At 66.5% G+C, this 15,364-nt stretch carries 14 protein-coding genes; 4 read left to right on the top strand and 10 right to left on the bottom strand.

Annotated features, from left to right (window positions below):
- Positions 1–169: 169 nt before the first annotated feature.
- On the bottom strand, positions 170–700 hold the full coding sequence (locus AC07AZ_RS15180) for a hypothetical protein (RefSeq protein ID WP_478847656.1): 531 nt from the start codon (positions 698–700) through the stop codon (positions 170–172).
- A 174-nt stretch (positions 701–874) separates the two neighbouring features.
- Between AC07AZ_RS15180 and AC07AZ_RS15175 the strand changes: the two genes are divergently transcribed.
- A complete protein-coding gene (locus AC07AZ_RS15175) occupies positions 875–1,828 on the top strand; it encodes a GlxA family transcriptional regulator (RefSeq protein ID WP_478847654.1) in 954 nt (317 codons plus the stop codon).
- Positions 1,829–2,063: 235 nt separating this feature from the next.
- Here AC07AZ_RS15175 and AC07AZ_RS15170 read toward each other — a convergent pair whose 3' ends face one another.
- The 4 genes from AC07AZ_RS15170 to AC07AZ_RS15155 all read right to left on the bottom strand — a co-directional run bounded on the left by AC07AZ_RS15170 (position 2,064) and on the right by AC07AZ_RS15155 (position 4,307).
- Positions 2,064–2,366, bottom strand: coding sequence for a hypothetical protein (locus AC07AZ_RS15170; RefSeq protein ID WP_478847652.1), 303 nt, complete (start codon positions 2,364–2,366; stop codon positions 2,064–2,066).
- Between the two features lie 292 nt (positions 2,367–2,658).
- Positions 2,659–3,096, bottom strand: coding sequence for a hypothetical protein (locus AC07AZ_RS15165; RefSeq protein ID WP_478847650.1), 438 nt, complete (start codon positions 3,094–3,096; stop codon positions 2,659–2,661).
- A gap of 15 nt (positions 3,097–3,111) precedes the next feature.
- The gene (locus tag AC07AZ_RS15160; protein ID WP_478847648.1) at positions 3,112–3,573 is read right to left on the bottom strand and encodes a glycine-rich domain-containing protein; all 462 of its coding nucleotides are present in this window, start codon (positions 3,571–3,573) and stop codon (positions 3,112–3,114) included.
- A gap of 230 nt (positions 3,574–3,803) precedes the next feature.
- On the bottom strand, positions 3,804–4,307 hold the full coding sequence (locus AC07AZ_RS15155; RefSeq protein WP_478847646.1) for a hypothetical protein: 504 nt from the start codon (positions 4,305–4,307) through the stop codon (positions 3,804–3,806).
- 111 nt (positions 4,308–4,418) lie between these two features.
- On the opposite strand from AC07AZ_RS15155, the gene AC07AZ_RS15150 reads away from it, so the two are divergent.
- Positions 4,419–5,666 (top strand): Twin-arginine translocation pathway signal, encoded by a 1,248-nt coding sequence (locus AC07AZ_RS15150; protein WP_478847644.1) that lies wholly within the window; start codon positions 4,419–4,421, stop codon positions 5,664–5,666.
- A 2-nt stretch (positions 5,667–5,668) separates the two neighbouring features.
- Positions 5,669–5,986, top strand: a complete 318-nt coding sequence (locus tag AC07AZ_RS15145) for a 4a-hydroxytetrahydrobiopterin dehydratase (protein WP_478847642.1) — start codon at positions 5,669–5,671, stop codon at positions 5,984–5,986.
- A 199-nt stretch (positions 5,987–6,185) separates the two neighbouring features.
- On the opposite strand, the gene AC07AZ_RS15140 is transcribed toward AC07AZ_RS15145, so the two are convergent.
- Both AC07AZ_RS15140 and AC07AZ_RS15135 read right to left on the bottom strand, forming a co-directional pair.
- Positions 6,186–7,130 (bottom strand): HNH endonuclease family protein, encoded by a 945-nt coding sequence (locus AC07AZ_RS15140; RefSeq protein ID WP_478847640.1) that lies wholly within the window; start codon positions 7,128–7,130, stop codon positions 6,186–6,188.
- A 9-nt stretch (positions 7,131–7,139) separates the two neighbouring features.
- Entirely contained in the window at positions 7,140–7,943 is an 804-nt protein-coding gene (locus tag AC07AZ_RS15135) for a DUF262 domain-containing protein (protein WP_478847638.1), read from the bottom strand.
- Positions 7,944–8,583: 640 nt separating this feature from the next.
- Here AC07AZ_RS15135 and AC07AZ_RS15130 point away from each other — a divergent pair.
- Positions 8,584–8,958 carry a hypothetical protein gene (locus AC07AZ_RS15130; RefSeq protein WP_478847636.1) on the top strand — a complete coding sequence of 125 codons (375 nt, stop codon included), beginning with the start codon at positions 8,584–8,586 and terminating at the stop codon, positions 8,956–8,958.
- 50 nt (positions 8,959–9,008) lie between these two features.
- Here the strand turns inward: AC07AZ_RS15130 and AC07AZ_RS15125 are convergent, their stop codons facing one another.
- The 3 genes from AC07AZ_RS15125 to AC07AZ_RS15115 all read right to left on the bottom strand — a co-directional run bounded on the left by AC07AZ_RS15125 (position 9,009) and on the right by AC07AZ_RS15115 (position 15,025).
- On the bottom strand, positions 9,009–12,152 hold the full coding sequence (locus tag AC07AZ_RS15125) for a DEAD/DEAH box helicase (RefSeq protein WP_478847634.1): 3,144 nt from the start codon (positions 12,150–12,152) through the stop codon (positions 9,009–9,011).
- 251 nt (positions 12,153–12,403) lie between these two features.
- Complete coding sequence (locus AC07AZ_RS15120) at positions 12,404–13,420, bottom strand: SEC-C domain-containing protein (protein ID WP_478847632.1); 1,017 nt, start codon at positions 13,418–13,420, stop codon at positions 12,404–12,406.
- Positions 13,421–13,549: 129 nt separating this feature from the next.
- Positions 13,550–15,025, bottom strand: coding sequence for a glycoside hydrolase (locus tag AC07AZ_RS15115; protein ID WP_478847630.1), 1,476 nt, complete (start codon positions 15,023–15,025; stop codon positions 13,550–13,552).
- Positions 15,026–15,364: the final 339 nt, after the last annotated feature.

Raw genomic sequence — 15,364 nt, 5'->3', positions numbered from 1 at the left:
GCAGGGGCGGAAGCGGTGGGGTGGTGGTGGTGTTGGTTGGGGGGTGGTTTTTTTTGTTTTTTTTTTTTTGGCTTGTTGGGGGGGGGGGGGGGGGCGCCCCCCCCCCCCCCCCCCCCCCGCTGCGTTGTTCCGCTGTTCCGCTGTTCCGCTGTTCCGTGACCGGAACCGGTCAGGCGCCCGTCGTCGAACCGGGCCGGATGATCATCAGCACGGTGACGGTCGCCCACAGGATGTTGAACAGGCCGGTGAACATGGCGAGTTGGACGGTCGTCTGGCGGGTGGTCGCTGTGGTCGCCGTGGTTGCCGTGGTCGGGGTGGTTGCCGTGGTCGAGGTGCCGCCGCCGCTCTCCCGCTCCTCGGGGGCGAACCGGTCGGCGATCGTCTGCTGCCGGGGCAGGACCAGCGCGGCCAGTACGAGCGCGGCGAGGGCGGTCAGGGCGATCGACGCGATCAGCCAGGCGTCGCCGAGGACGCCCATCCGGCTCGCGGTGGCGAACCCGAACACGGGGACGACGACGCCGACGACGGCGTAGACCCGGCAGACGCGGTGCAGCAGCAGTACCGTCCCGGCGGCCCCGGGGTCGTCGGGCGCGGCCAGGGCCCGGCGCGCGCTGGGCGGGAACATGCTGGCGGCGACGGTGACGGGACCGATCGCGACGATGGCGGCGAGGACATGCACGGCCAGGAGGAACTTGGTCACGGGGTGACGTTAGGCGAGGGCCGGACCCCGCAGAAGTGGCGGTACTGCCAGGGGCCGACGGATTCTCGCCACAACGCGGGAGAGCACGGCCGGCCGGGCAGTCGCGTCGGCGTGCCCTCCCGGAACCTCCGGTCGGCCGTCGGCCGTCATCCCGCGTACGCCTACGATCTCGGCATGCACACCGTGGCCGTACTGGCGCTGGACGGCGTCATCCCGTTCGACCTCTCCGCACCCGTCGACACCTTCGGCCGGACCCGGCTGGCGGACGGCCGCGCGGCCTACCGGGTGCGGGTCTGCTCGCCGACCGGGGAGGTGAGCGCGGGCCCGTTCACCGTGCGGGCGCCGTACGGACTGGAGGCGCTCGCCGAGGCGGACACGGTCGTCCTGCCCGGCGTCGCCGACCCCACGGCCCCGCTGCCTCCGGGGGTCGCGGAGGCGCTGCGCGCGGCGGCGGCGAACGGGACGCGCATCGCGTCGGTCTGCGTCGGCGCGTTCGTCCTCGCCGCGACCGGCCTGCTGGACGGCCTGCGCGCGACGACCCACTGGGTCGCGGCCCCGGACCTGGCGGCGATGTACCCGAAGGTGACCGTCGACCCGAACGTGCTCTACGTCGACAACGGCCAGTTCCTGACGTCGGCGGGCGCGGCCGCCGCCCTCGACATGTGCCTGCACATGATTCGCGGGGACCACGGCTCGGCGGTCGCCACCCATGCGGCCCGCCTGTCGGTCATGCCGCTCGAACGGGAGGGCGGCCAGGCCCAGTTCATCGTGCACGCCCAGCCGCCGGCCCCGGCGGGCGCGACGCTGGAACCGGTACTGCACTGGCTGGAGGACCACTGCGACCGGGACGTCACCCTGGACGAGATCGCCGCCCACGCAGGTATGAGCACTCGTACCCTCAACCGCCGCTTCCGCGAACAGACCGGCACCACGCCTCTCCAGTGGCTGCACCGGGCGCGGGTACGGCGGGCCCAGCACCTGCTGGAGACGACCCCGTACCCGGTGGAGCGCATCGCGACGCAGGTCGGCTTCGGCTCACCGACCGCCTTCCGGGAACGCTTCCGGAGGGTGGTCGGGACGAGCCCACAGGGGTACCGGCGGACGTTCCGGTCGGCGGGGGCGTCGTAGGGGCGTCGTAGGCGCCTGCTGCGAGGTTGCGTACGGGGTGTCTTGTCCGCGGCGGTCGGCTGACCCGCGTCGGTTGACCCCGCGTCGGTTGGGTGGCCCGCGTCGGTCGGTTGACCCGCGTCGGCCGCCTCAACCGCGTGGGACGGTTGCCCCGCGTCGGTCCGCTGTCCCGCGCATGTCGCCGACCCGCGCATGTCGCCGACCCGCGCAATGTCACCGACCCGCGTAGGCCGTCTCAGCCCCGGCGGTCGGCGACCGCCCACGACGCGAGGGCCACGGCGCCCGCGACCCCGAACACGGCGGGCCAGGCGCCGACCTTCTTGGCCAGCGGGTGCGACCCGGCGAAGGCGGCGACGTACGCGGCGCTCAGCGCTCCCGCAGCCCTACCGCCGGCCTGCTGCCGCCACCGCTGCGCCGCCGCGGCCCCGGCGACGGCCAGTACGGCCCCGCCGAGCTGCCGCTTCCGGGTCCAGCGCGCCACGCCGTACCCACCGACGAGCCCGCCCGCGGCCACCACCGAGCTGGGAACCTTCGCCATGTCTGCCTCCTGGGCCGCCCCCGCCGCCGTGGCCGCCGGGGCGTCGTCGTGCGGTCCGATGCGCCCGAGGCTAACGCGCTGCCGGGACCACGAAACGAACCTGAGTCGGGAGTTGTCAAGTTTCAGCCCCCACTGGCTGACCAGCGTCGGCCGACCTCGCCCTCACCTGGGGCCGAGGGCGTGCCGCCTCCCCCACATCGAACGGCCGGAGACGACGTAGCGGCCCTGGACACGTACCCGGACCGGCTCGACTCGGGTGCGACAGAAGCCCGCTGACCTCTTCGACCGGCCGTCAGGGGGACGACAGCGCGATCCGGCCGGTCAGCAGGACGTCGTGATTCACGAAGAGGGCATCGAGGTCGAAACGCCGACGGATGTACGCCGTCCACGTCGCGCAGGGGAGGTCGCCGGCCCGCACCAACCGTGCCCTGCTGGCCTGGGTGAGGATCCACCGCGCCTGGTCACCGCCGTGAACGCGGCCGCCGAGGTCGCGGGCGAGCCGCCACAACTCCTCGCCGTCGCGGTCGTTGTCGACCACGGCGACGAGCCCCATGTCGCCCAGCCCGCGCTCGTCGCCGGAGTGGGTGGTGTACGCGACGGTGAGGCCGGCCAGGGGGAAGACGGTCACGCGACTGGTCGCGGTGAGCTCGTTGGGGGTCACGGGGGCGAGTCCGATCCGGGACGGGGTGGTGACGGGCGGGCCGACCGAGGTGAGGCCGACCCCGCCCATCCGTGGGCAGCGGAGTCAGCAGCAGGGGCCGTCGCCGCAGCAGGCGGGCGGATTGCAGTCCGCGGCCGTACGCCACAGCCGCTCGTCCACCTCGAAGCCGGCCGCGCGGATCCTCTCGACGACCGACGTCATCAGGCCCTGCGTACGGGTCCTGCTGTTCGGCCGGTGGTGCAGGAAGTAACCGAACTGCGCCTGGCACCAGTTGGCGTACCAGTCGGTGTGCAGCACGAGCGTGTGCCAGCCGGGATCGACCAGCCGGGAGGGAGCCATGGTGGCCCCCGACCGGGTCGTCCCCATCACATGCACGAGGGCGAGGGCCTGGTCCACGACACGGTCGGCGACGCAACGCTCCAGGCCGTACTCGTCGGCGCAGAAACCGGCGAGCGCCTCGAACTCGGCGTCGGCGACGAGCGAACGACCCGTGCGGGTGCCGGGGCCGGGGCCGGTGCCCGGGCCGGTCGAGAGGGTGATCGTCATCGCGGTGCCTCCTGCGAACTCGTGCGGTTCCTGGGCGGAGTCGGGCCGGGCGGCCGTTCGGCCGGGCTTGTGTCGAACACGGCAACACCTCACGTGTGGGGGGAACTTCGGATGGGCGAGTGGACCTCTCCTCGGGCGCCGAAGGCCTGCGCGTGCCGGAGGAGAGGAAGGTCGCGGCCCGCCGCGCAGCACCTTGCAGCACCTCGCAGGGGAAGCGGCGGGCGGCGAAATCAGGCCGACGCGTGCTGGATGAGCTGCCGGTGCCCGGCGTCGATCAGGTCCCGCACCGCCTGCGGCCGGCACAGGTCACCGTCGTAGCGCGGCGGAACGACCCAGTAGGGCCCGGGCGGCTCCCGCCGATCGATCCGCGGGACACCGAGATGGGTGTCGTCCCGAAGACACGGAGCACTGCGGTTGTAGTCCCAGACGAGACCGGCGTGCCACTGGATGAGCGCGTAGTACGTCGGGCCGGTGGCCCGGGTGTCATGGATGACGGGCCCGCGCAGCCGCCCGGCCAACGCCTCGGCCACCACCGCCGGTTCGTCCGAGTCGACGGCGGCATGCACGAGCGCCCCGGACAGCCGTACGGCCGCGAACCGCCGGCCAAGCGGCAACAGTGCCACCCCCTGGTCCGACCACTCGGCCCGAGCCTGCTCGGGTACGGGGTGGGCTCGCGCGAGCCAGTCGGTGATCACGCTGTTCGCCGCCCGGCGTTGAGTACGTTCTGTAGTCACAGTAGGACTATGCGTGTCGGCAAGTGACGGAACTAGGCCGTCCCGTGGCCATCGGCGGCCATCACGCGGCCATGACCGGTAATCCGGGCGATGGCGTCTCAGACTGGACGCATGGGTCGCAACGACGCGTTGAGAGCGGCACGGTTACGAGTGGGCTGGCGAAGCGTGGAGAAGGCCGCAGTGAGCCTCACGGAGCACGGGCGTCAACTCCTGGACGACCGGCAGTTCAACGTCTCCGCACGCACATGGCGCCGCTGGGAAGGCGCGAGCCCGGGCTGGCCGTCGGGGGAAACGGGGCTGGTGATCCACGACGCCCTCGGGCGGTGGCCGGAAGACCTCGGGTTCACCACTCCGCCGGGGTGGATTCGTCCCGAGCACCACCAGGAGGAGGAGCGGGTGAAACGCCGTACGTTCGTCTCGGTCACCGCTGCCGCACTCGTCGCCGGGCCTGTCGCGCCCCAGTACGTCGACCCAGCTCTGATCGACTACTTCCGACAGCAACTCGAAGGCCACTACCGGGCGGACATGTTCCTCGGCCCACACGACCTGATCGGTACCGTGTCAGCGCAGTACCAGTTGATCGACAAGCTGCTCCGGTCCGCCACGGGGCCGACTCGGCACGGCTTGCTCCGGATCGGAGCCGCGTACGCCGCCCTCGTCGGCTGGCTCTACCAGGACGCCGGAGACATGAACGGCGCAGCCTTCTGGCGTGGGATCACGCAGGAAATGGCGGTGCGCTCTCGTGACCCACACCTGATCGGCTACTCGCTCGTCAACCAGGCGCAGGTTCGTACGGATCTGGGAGACGGGCAAGCCGTGATCGACCTGTGCGAAGCCACGTTGGAGAACTCACGACGGCTGGTCACCAAGGTGCGCGTCATGGCGATGCAGCAGCAGGCGCACGGCGCGAGCCTCACCGGTGACCGTGGCACGGTCGACCGACTCATCGACGAAGCGGAAGCTCTGCTCTCTGGCGTCGACGACGACTTGCCGTGGGGTAACGCGTGCCGCCGTACACCCGGTTACCTCGAAGTGCAGCGGGCCACCTGCTACGGGAGGCTGCGCCTCGGCTCGGAGGCGGTCTCCCTCTGGAGTCAGGTCCTTCAAGACGTTCCGCAGACGGCACGCAGGGACAGGGGCGTCTATCTGGCCCGGCATGCGACAGCAGCTGCCGGAGCGGGCCAACCGGATCACGCGGTGGAGATCGCGCGAGCGGCGGCGGACATCGCTGTGGAGACTCGATCCGCCCGTATGTGGCGGGAGTTGGTCAGCCTTCGGAACGCGATGCGGCCATGGCAGGATTCCCCGGTCGGCCGGGACCTGGATGAGCTTCTGGCGCCCGTGATCGAGAGGAGCTGAACGTGTCACACGCACCCGCACCACTGACCGAGGAAGAGATCGGGGCCGCGCTTCTGGAGATACCGGGCTGGCGTCGAGAGGGGGACGAGATCACCCGCACCTTCGGCATCCGATACCACGGCGGGGTCGCGATGATCGTGCACGTCGCCGACATCGAACGGCTCATCAGCCACCATGCGGACATCGACCTGCGCTGGGGGAAGGTGCGCTTCGCGATCACCACGCACGACGCGGGCCACAAACTCACGACTGCGGACTTTGACCTCGCGAAACGCATCGACGATATCGCCCAGGCGCATGGCGCCGAGCCTGTGGACTGAATACGGCGGGAACTCGACCTAACTCGTTAGGTGTTCGAGGCGGCGAGACATGAGGAGGCGCAAGGTGCTGTCGTCACCACGGCCCATCGCCTTGTCGGCAACGTCGGCGGGCCAGCCAGGGGCTCGGCAGGAATGGTGCCGAGCCCCAGAGCAGGCATGCTTTCCACAGTTCACAGATCGGTAAGGGCAGCGTCAGGTCTCACGACCACTGACTCGCTCCAGGCCAGACGCTGAGCGCGACCTCTGCGAGGCGTGCCTGGCGTTCGCTGATGCCCTCCGGCCGCCATCGGGAGTTTCCGGGATCCCATAGGCTGGAGACGTTCGTCTGCGACGATATCAAGAGAGCCGATTCCGCGTAGCTGGCTGCCTTCTCTGGATACGGGCGATTTGAAGCGGCTTGATTCTTTCGCCCGCTCAGCAGCGTGAGATTGCCCAAGCGGTGAATCCAGGAGTCATGCTCTTCGAGGCGCAGCTCCTGACCGGGCTGTTGTGGGTAGATCTGGTCAACGTGCACCTTGGCGTTACCTGACACTTCGAGCTCATCCACGCCGGCAGTTGAACGCAGCGCGCCTTCAATTTTCTGAAGAAGATAACGAGCTTGCGACGCCTTCGGGATTTCCGCTTCTTCGAAGTCCGCCTTGAAGATTTCATTGTCAGGAATCCATGTGCACATGCGACGGAGAATGGACTCTAGGCCGGCGCCCCCCGAGAATTCCTTGGCTGCTTCGAAGATGTTTTCCTCAAGAAGTGTCGACTCGCGCCGTCCGATCACAGTCCATCTGACGTAGTAGCTGATGCAGGCTTCCACCAGATCTTGCAGTTGTGCGTAGTCATTCTTTTCTGAAGCGGCCAAGAGTAGCGGGTGGAGGGCGTCGGCGTTCATTGCCTTGATCTCAGCCAACGCTGAATCGAAATCATCGACGCCGGTTGAGCAATGGATGAGGTCTACGTAACGGAGCGAAGCGCTTTCGAGTTCCACTGCAAATGCGCCTGCGGTGTACGCTTTGGGGCCCTTGTTGAATTCCTTGGTCAGGTCTCCTCTGATTGTGGTGTAAAGGCTGTGCGACTTAACATCGCCGTGTCTGGCTACCCAGAAATGACGCAAAAACCTTTCTATTTCCTCGCGTTTGTCAAATTTATCCAAAAGTACACGTCAGGCGTCATTTACGCGCTGCTTTTCTGTCTCTTCGCGACTCCTCTCCATTAGGAAGTTCCTTACCAGGTCTACCGTGGAGAGATCCTTGCCTCGCGAATTGATCGTTTCGAAAACCTCGTTAGCGTCGCTCGACGTAGGGGTCTGTATCTCAACGAATACCAGGCCCTTGATCAAGCAGTCGTAAAGCGTGTCGATCCAGTCGAGGCGGCTGTCTTCGTCTGCGTAGACCGAGAGTTCTGCAGAAATCTTGCTCTCGAAGTTCGAATACGCGTCGACTATTAGTCTGTGGGAGGGGCGCTTGGCCTGCTCTATCCCTTTGACCTTTCCGGTCAGCTCGTCCCAGTCCTGGATGAAATCACGAAAGAAGTCGCGATCGAATAGGGAAAGAACCAGGAAATACTCCATTGGCTCGCGACGGCCGGCTTTCCTTGCGATGTAGTCGCGTTGAAGGTTGTTTGCCGTTGCCCGAGCTTCTGTTGACCCCATCCTCCAGAGGATGTCACGGATAACGGCAATCAGGATGGTTGACGTGGTGAGGCGTTGTTGGCCATCTAGAAGTGACCTGCTCTTCACGTGCTCGTCTGTGATGGTGACGATGGGGCCTATGAAATATTCTGACGCCGACTCTTTTCCTGTTTCGCGCGTATTTCTGAATTTTTGAATGTCGGCCCAATAGGTGTCAACTTCCTTCTTCGTCCAGGAATATTGCCGCTGGCTGTCGTCTGGGACCGTTACTACTGGGTTATTGGCTCCGATCAACTGCCCGAGAGTCTGTCGTGCTGCATGCTTGATGATCGCCATGATGAACTCCGCTAGTTTCGGCCGCGACGGGAACAGATCGTAGCCGGTTGGCACTCAACTGGCCTCTACCTCAAGGAGTTTGAACGGTCAGGCGGGGGGTATTACCGGCGATTGGTGTCATCTCGGTGCTTCGCGAGGCAGCACCAGACAGACGTGGCCCCGACCTGTAGGCAAGCTGGTACCTTCGGTGCATCGTGGGATCTGACCGCCGCCAGCAGAGCTTTGGGATAAGATGAGATTTTCCAGCGAGAACACTGCTTCCCATCACCTCCACCTAATCTTGTCGAGGGTTCGCGAGTCGTCAGCGAGCAACTACGCAGACGGTTGGGTCCAGGTTCTTGAGGCTGATTGGGGATCCGTCGAGTTTGCCAAGCGTCACTCGGAGGTGGTGAATCTCCTACTCGGCACAATCGAGCAATTGAATGCTCTATCCGGGCGCTCGCGGGAGAGGGCTCTACGGCACATTCCGCATTGGTGGACCGCAATTGTGCAGCCGCAGGCTAATTGGACGGACCCTGGTCGCGCGACCGACGCTATTATCACTCAAGACATTTTGGATCACCTTGAGGCGGCAGCCGATCTCATCTCGGGAAGCCTCGCAGGGTCGACGGCGGCGCCGCGTAGCAGTGAGCTTCAAGGTATGTCGGACCAGTGTCGCGAGTGGATTGAACTGCTGCGGGACATGGAGGATGCCGAACTCGGCGGTCCGGTTAGAGAACGGATCATCTCTCAGATCGAGCACTTGATTTGGCTGATCGACAACGTCGAATTGTTTGGCGGAGCCAGAGTGGCAGATGAAGCTAGCAGGGTCATGGGCTCGCTAGTTCAAGCAACAGCCACTATGGATGCAAACCCTGCTCACGCTAGCCGTTGGCAGAAGGGGTGGTACGCCTTCGTCGCGGTCTGCCTGGCCTTCAACTTCGGGGCTCCCGTGCTTCAGGAATCCATTCAGGCTGGTAGCGGGATCGTCAGGGAGATTGCAGGCGTGGTCGACCAGATCCAGGGTGCGGAGTAGCTGCTTCCAGCGCGGCGCAGGGGCAGTGCTCTGAAGCGATCGCGCCGAGGTCACCCCGCAGCGATTGCCGCGTATGTCCATACATCAGCTGGAAGTTCGTGCCGCAGCCGCCACGTGATCGCCATCGGTTTGCTACCCGTGTGCCCCTCGTAGGTCGCCGGTCCCAGGAGCATCCACGGCTGGGACTTGCCGATGTCGGTGCTCTTGTAGCGACGCATGAACAGGAGGACCTGGCTGCCCTGTTGCTCGTGATGCTGGTAGCGCAGACCCGTCGGCGAGTTACTGGCGGTCGCGTTCTGGGATTCCCAGTGGAAGAGCGTCGGGCTCAGGGCGTAGTCCTTGTAGCGGATGGTGGGGGAGAAGTCCTTCTCGTTCTTCTCCAAGGTGACGAGGAGGGCATCGGTTTTGATCTCTTCGACCCACTGGACGCCCTGAGCGAAGGACCGAGGCATCTGACCGCCCAAGCGCGCCACCCCGAGAGCGGCCAGGATCTCGGAACGGTTGTACGAACTGTGGACCATCAAAGGGATATGGCCGTGGTTCCCCGTCAGGGTGATGGGCAAGTGGTCGGCGCGGTCCATGACGTACGAGAGCACCTGCCGCAGCTCATCACGGAGCGCCACCTGATCGCGTAGTGATGCGAGGCCCTGCTGGTAGCCCGTGAACCCGCCCGCGTTGTCCCACAGGTTGAAGAAGAGCATGCGTGCGTACGTCTGGTCGGCTGGACTCAGAGCCTCGTAGGGCGGAGCGTCGTCAGCTAGGAGGCGTAGGTACGCATCGGCCCGGGCTGGGTCGTCGACGTGGAGGAAAGCGTGAACGCGCTTGAGGAGACTGGCCTCTTCCGGTGGCGCCGTGTCCTTGAGGACCCCTGCCCTCCGGAGCACGGTCGTCCACGAGTTGTCGCTCTTGTAGAGCTCCTTGATCTCACGCCGACTCTCACCGAGGTAGTCAGCGAGACGTGGCGTGCTGTAGGTCTTGACCTCGTTGACCAACGTCTTGATGCTGGCGCCCAGTTGGGTGCGAATGTTATCGAGTACGAGGTCCTTGGACTTGCCTTCCAAAATGATCTGACAACCGGAGGGAAGCTGGGGGAAGTCATGCTCGATGTGCTCGACGAGCCGGTTTCTTGAGAGGTTCGTCAGCGCCCGGAACTGCTCCTCGAAGCGGAACTCCGCCCTGTGCTGGCCGATGAAGTCAAGGACGGTGAGCACCGGCTTCGTCTCCGTGCGGCGAAGGCCCCGGCCCAACTGCTGGAGAAAGACGGTGGCGCTGTTGGTGGGGCGCAGGAGCAGCAGCGTATCGACGTCGGGAATGTCAAGGCCCTCATTGAACAGGTCAACGGAGAAGATCACTTGGAGCTTCCCGCTGCCCAGGTCGGTGAGCGCTTGAGCGCGCACCCCAACCGGTGAGTCACTGTCCAGAGCTAGGGCCTGGAATCCAGCCTCGCGGAAGAAGCCGGCCATGAAGTGAGCGTGGGCCTTGGTCACACAGAACCCCAAAGCCCGCATGGCTCCGGGGTTGGAGATCTTGTCTCGAATCTGCTTGACCACGATACGGGCGCGGGCGTGGTCGCCCGTGTAGAGGTTGCCGAGTTCGCTGTCGGTGTAGGCCCCCTTGCTCCACTCAAGGCCCGTCAGATCCGTGCCGTCTGGGAGCCCGAAGTAGTGGAAGGGACACAGCAGGTCGTTCTCGAGTGCCTCCCAGAGCCGCAGCTCCGCTGCGATGCGACCGTCGAAGAACTCGTCCTGGACATTGAGTCCGTCCATCCGCTCCGGAGTGGCCGTAAGCCCCAGCAGTTGCTTCGGATCGAAGTGGTCGATGACCCGCCGGTAAGTCGCCGCGGTGGCGTGATGAAACTCGTCGATGACGATGATGTCGAAGTGGTCGGGGGCCAGTTGTTCCAGGCGCCGCACATTGAGCGACTGGACACTCGCGAAGACGTGGTTCCAGGCCTGTGGCTCCTGGCCGCCGTGAAGGAGTTCCCCGAAGGAGGCGTCATCGAGGACCTCCTGGTACATGCGCAGGGACTGCTTGAGAATCTCCTTGCGGTGGGCCACGAACAGCAACCTGGGGTGCCCGGCACCGGGCTTCCTGGACAGGCGTCGATAGTCCAGAGCCGCCATCACGGTCTTACCGGTGCCGGTGGCCGCGACGAGGAGGTTGTGGTTCCGCCCGCGGATCTCCCGCTCGACACGGAGGCGCTCGAGCATGTCTTGTTGGTGCGGGAACGGACGTACTTCAAGGCCCGAAAGGTTGATCCGCAGGTCGGTCGCGGAGGTCCTGCCGCCTGCCTGAGCCAGGGCTTGATCAAGTCGTTCGCTGTGGCTGTCGGGGTCGTACGACTCGAAGGCGATGTCGTTCCAGTACGCGTCGAAGGTCGCCTCGAACTTGTTGAGCACCGCGGGTGTGGCGATCGACGACAGCCGCACGTTCCACTCCAGGCCGTCGAGTAGCGCCGCCTTCGACAAGTTGGAGCTTCCGACATACGCGGTGTCGAAGGCGCTCTTCCGACGGAACAGCCATGCCTTCGCGTGTAGCCGCGTGGACCGCAGCTCGTAGTTGACCTTGACCTCGGCGCCGAAGTCGCGGACGAGACGGTCGAGGGCGTGGCGATCAGTGGCGCCGATGTACGTCGTCGTGATGACGCGGATCGGTACACCGCGTTCCTTCGCGGCGCGTAGGGAGTCCTCCAAGACCCGAATGCCGTACCACTTCACGAAGGCGCAGAGCAGGTCGATGCGGTCTGCGGTGGCCAGTTCGGCTCGCAACTCCGAGCCCAGGCTCGGGTCTTCGGGAGAATTCGTGATCAGCGAGGTCTCGGAGAGAGGTGTGAGGGGGCGCACCGCATAGACACCCGGAGCCTCCTGCTCAGCGAGAGCCAGGAGCTGTCGTGGGCCGTCAACGATGGTGTTTGCCTCGATGTCCTCCTCATCAGCCGTGGCGGCAGCCAGGGATTGCAGGATGCGGTTGGCGACGGCGACCTGCTTCTCCTGGGGCATCTGCCTCAGCCGGCGTCCGACGACCTGACCGATGTGCCGAGCCAGCACATGAGGGGTGGACTCGGCGCTGACCTCGCCATCGATCGCCTTCCAGCCCGCCGCTTCGAGCTGCTCGAGTTCCTCGTGCACGCTCTGGGTGATCAGCTTCTCGTAGATACCCGCGACTGGCTGCCTCGGATCCCCCCGCTCTGCCACGACTGCCCCCTTGATCACCTGTGTCGAGATGACTCAGTTCTAACAGCGGCCACTGACAGAGCGAGGCGTTCTTGTGAATTCTGGTCTTGGTCAAAGGGTTGGTTGCCCGCGTGATCAGAACACCCCCAGCGCCAACCCCACCCGCAGAGCGAACTTGCGTCACGGGGTCCGCAGACGAGGAGGAGGGCGAACGGCGGCCGAGGCTGGAGCCTGTCCGCCCCCTCAGGGGGCCGTTTCGAAGTCAGGCGCGGCTACGCCCCCACCCCATGACACTCCCCATACCCCCGCCCCGACCCGCACCAGCAGACCGCCCCCCGCTGTGGCGGCCAGGCCACCGCTCGGCCTCGGGCCGCCAGTGTCGTCGCGTACTGCGGGAGCAGGGTCGTGTCCTCGGGGGACGTGCCCTCTGAGGCTGCGAAGGCCTCGTAGGACGGGACTGTGCCGGTGACGATGCCGAGGTTCGCGGTGCCGGAGGCGGCGAGTTCTCTGAGGGCCGCCTCTATCGTCGCGAGGTGTTCCTCGTGGGAGGGGTACTCCGCCGACAGGGACGGGTACGCCTCGACCAGTTCGGCGAGTTCGGGGGCCGACCAGTGCAGGACCGCGACCGGGAAGGGGCGGGAGAGGGCCTCGCGGAACGTGCCCAGTTCCGCGCGCAGGCGGGAGATCTCCGCCTGGAGTTCCGCCGGGTTGTCCGAGCCGAGGGACCAGACCCGCTTCGGGTCGTGGAGTTCGTCCAGGGACACCGGGGAGATGTGCAGGGTGTCGGCGAGCATGTCCCAGTCGTCGTGGCCGACGCCCAGCATGCGGCGGACCCGGTGGCGGCCGAAGAGGAGCGGGTGCGTCGCGTACGGGGGCTCCGTCTCGTCCGCGAGGAGCAGCCGTACGCCCTCCGTGAACGTCTCCTGCGCCGCCTCCAGCTCGTCGTGCGACTCCAGTGACTCCGCGACGATCACCCAGGGGGCCGGGTCCCGGGGAGACGCCGTCCGGACGCCCTCGATGATCGCCCTGGCCTCGGCCTCGTGGCCGTACTCCCAGAGGTTCGAGGCTTTGAGGGCTCGTACCAGGTGAGGGTTCTCCAGGCGGTCCGGCGAGGACAGCAGGCGGTCGTAGAGCGCGGTCGCGGCGGGGCGGTCGCCGGCCAGTTCCAGGTGGGCCGCGGCCTGCAGCAGCAGGGCTTCGGCGTCCTCGGGATACAGGCCGGCGGTCCGTTCCAGGCGTGCCGCTTCGGCGGTGTGGTCGACGTTCTCGGCGGGAGTGTCGGGGCGCATGGGTGACACCGTACTGCCGACCACCGACAAAGAAGAGGTATGCGCAGGCCAGGGACTGGTGAACAGCTTCTTCCGCACCGCGCCGGCCCGCGCACACCACCGACACCGTCATGCCCTGAGCGGCTCGGATCAGATCGTCACGCCGTCGATCTGCAACGTCTGCACCGATTTGGCCGCGAACGGCACCGCCACCGTCTTCCCGCTCAGCGTGGTGTTCGTGTACGCCTTGTAGAGGTCGCTGCCGCCCGTGGTGAGCGTGTTCCAGCGGGGGACGACACCGCCCGAGCCGCCGGTGACCGTGGTGAAGCGGGAGAGGTCGAAGGTCAGGGTCTGGGCGGAGGCGGCCGTGTTCGCGGCCACGATCACCAGGCGCCTGGCGCTCGCGTCGTAGCCCGCCACCGCGTAGCTCACGCCCGTGTCGAGGATCTTCATCCCGGGGCGGATGTGGCGGCTGAACTGGGCCATCACGTAGTACTTCGTCGTCACGGCGCCCGCCGCCAGGGTGTTCGCGTCGTACGCGATCATCGCCCAGTTCGTCGACGGGTCCATGACCTGCCAGTAGACCCAGGCGGTCGGGTGCAGCCAGCGGAAGTCGTAGAGCAGGTTGCTCGCCATGGTCATGCCGGTGCCGTCGTTGTCGCCGGTCTCCGAGTTCCACAGCGCCTTGCCGGCCGTCGTCACCACGTCGGTGTACAGCAGGTCCCGGCGGCCGCCCGAACCCTGGTAGCCGTGGACGTTGACCCGGTTCACGTACCCCTTGGTGGTGGAGCTGAAGGAGTTCCACGTCGTGCGCGCCAGGTCGTAACTGGTCTCGTCCGACGCCGAGATCCGCGTGCCCGTCAGCCCGCGCTTGTCCAACTCGCTGCGCATGTAGGGGAGTACGGCCGACTGGACGGTGGCGTCCATGTGGCACCCCTCCTGTGTGCCGGTCGCCGTCCACCAGCTGGAGCTGGGTTCGTTGAACGGGTCGACCGTCGCGAAGTTCACGCCCCAGTTGTTCTTCGCGTAGAGGGCGACGGCCGCCAGGTGGGAGGCGTGCTGGCGGTAGTTCCAGGTCTGGAGGTTGTTGCCGCCGTCCGAGGCGCCCGACGGGTTGTGGTTGCTGCACATCCACCACATCGGGGAGTTCGCGAACAGCTCGGTCGTGGCGCCCCGCGAGACCGCCTTGACCAGCATCGCCCGTTGGGTCGCGTCCGCCGACCAGTCCCAGGCCGAGGAGGTCGGGTCCTCGTTGTTCCAGTCCTGCCAGTAGCCCTCGATCTGCTTGAAGGCGGGGATGTTGGGCGAGGCGGTCATGGTGGTGCCGCCGACGCTGTTGGTGCTGCACGCGCCGAGGTTGTAGCGCGCGATGTTGAGGCCGAGGCCGGGCAGTGTCGTGCCGTTGTACGTCACGGACTTGGTGGTGAAGAAGATGTCGGCGAAGTCGTCGCGGGCGCCGAACACGTTGGCCCACCAGGCCAGCGAGGTGCCCCAGCCCTCCCAGGTGCCGTACGACGTGCCGGGGGTGACGGCGATGGTGGCGTCCGCGTGCGCGGTGCCCGTCGCCAGGGCGCTGCCGAGGACCGTTCCGCCTGCCGCGGCCAGCAGGGTTCTGCGTCGGATCATGACGTCTCCGCTTCGATCGAGGAGCCACCGACGAGCTGACCGTGAGCTCTCGGCGAACTCGCGACGAGCCCGGTGGCCGGTCCCTGAACCAGCGGCCGAACCGGCGTCGTGGCCTGTCCCGTTGATGCCATCAGGAAGCATTGGGGTGCCGTGGTGAGCTTGTCGATAGTTCCGACAGCCCTTTCTAAAACCTATGGAGGAAGGGTTCGGTATGTCGGACGGGGCGGTCCGGGGCCGGACGCGGCAGCGGTCCCGGGAGGGGAGCGGGTCTTCGGCGGGGAGCGGGCATGGGCCGGGTGCGGTGCGGTGCGGTGCGCGGGCCGGGCGGCGCATGGGGCG

This window comes from Streptomyces sp. NPDC043878 (assembly GCF_056435735.1).
The sequence above is the reverse complement of the archived record's forward strand: the minus strand, read 5'-3'. Positions and strand labels throughout refer to the sequence as shown.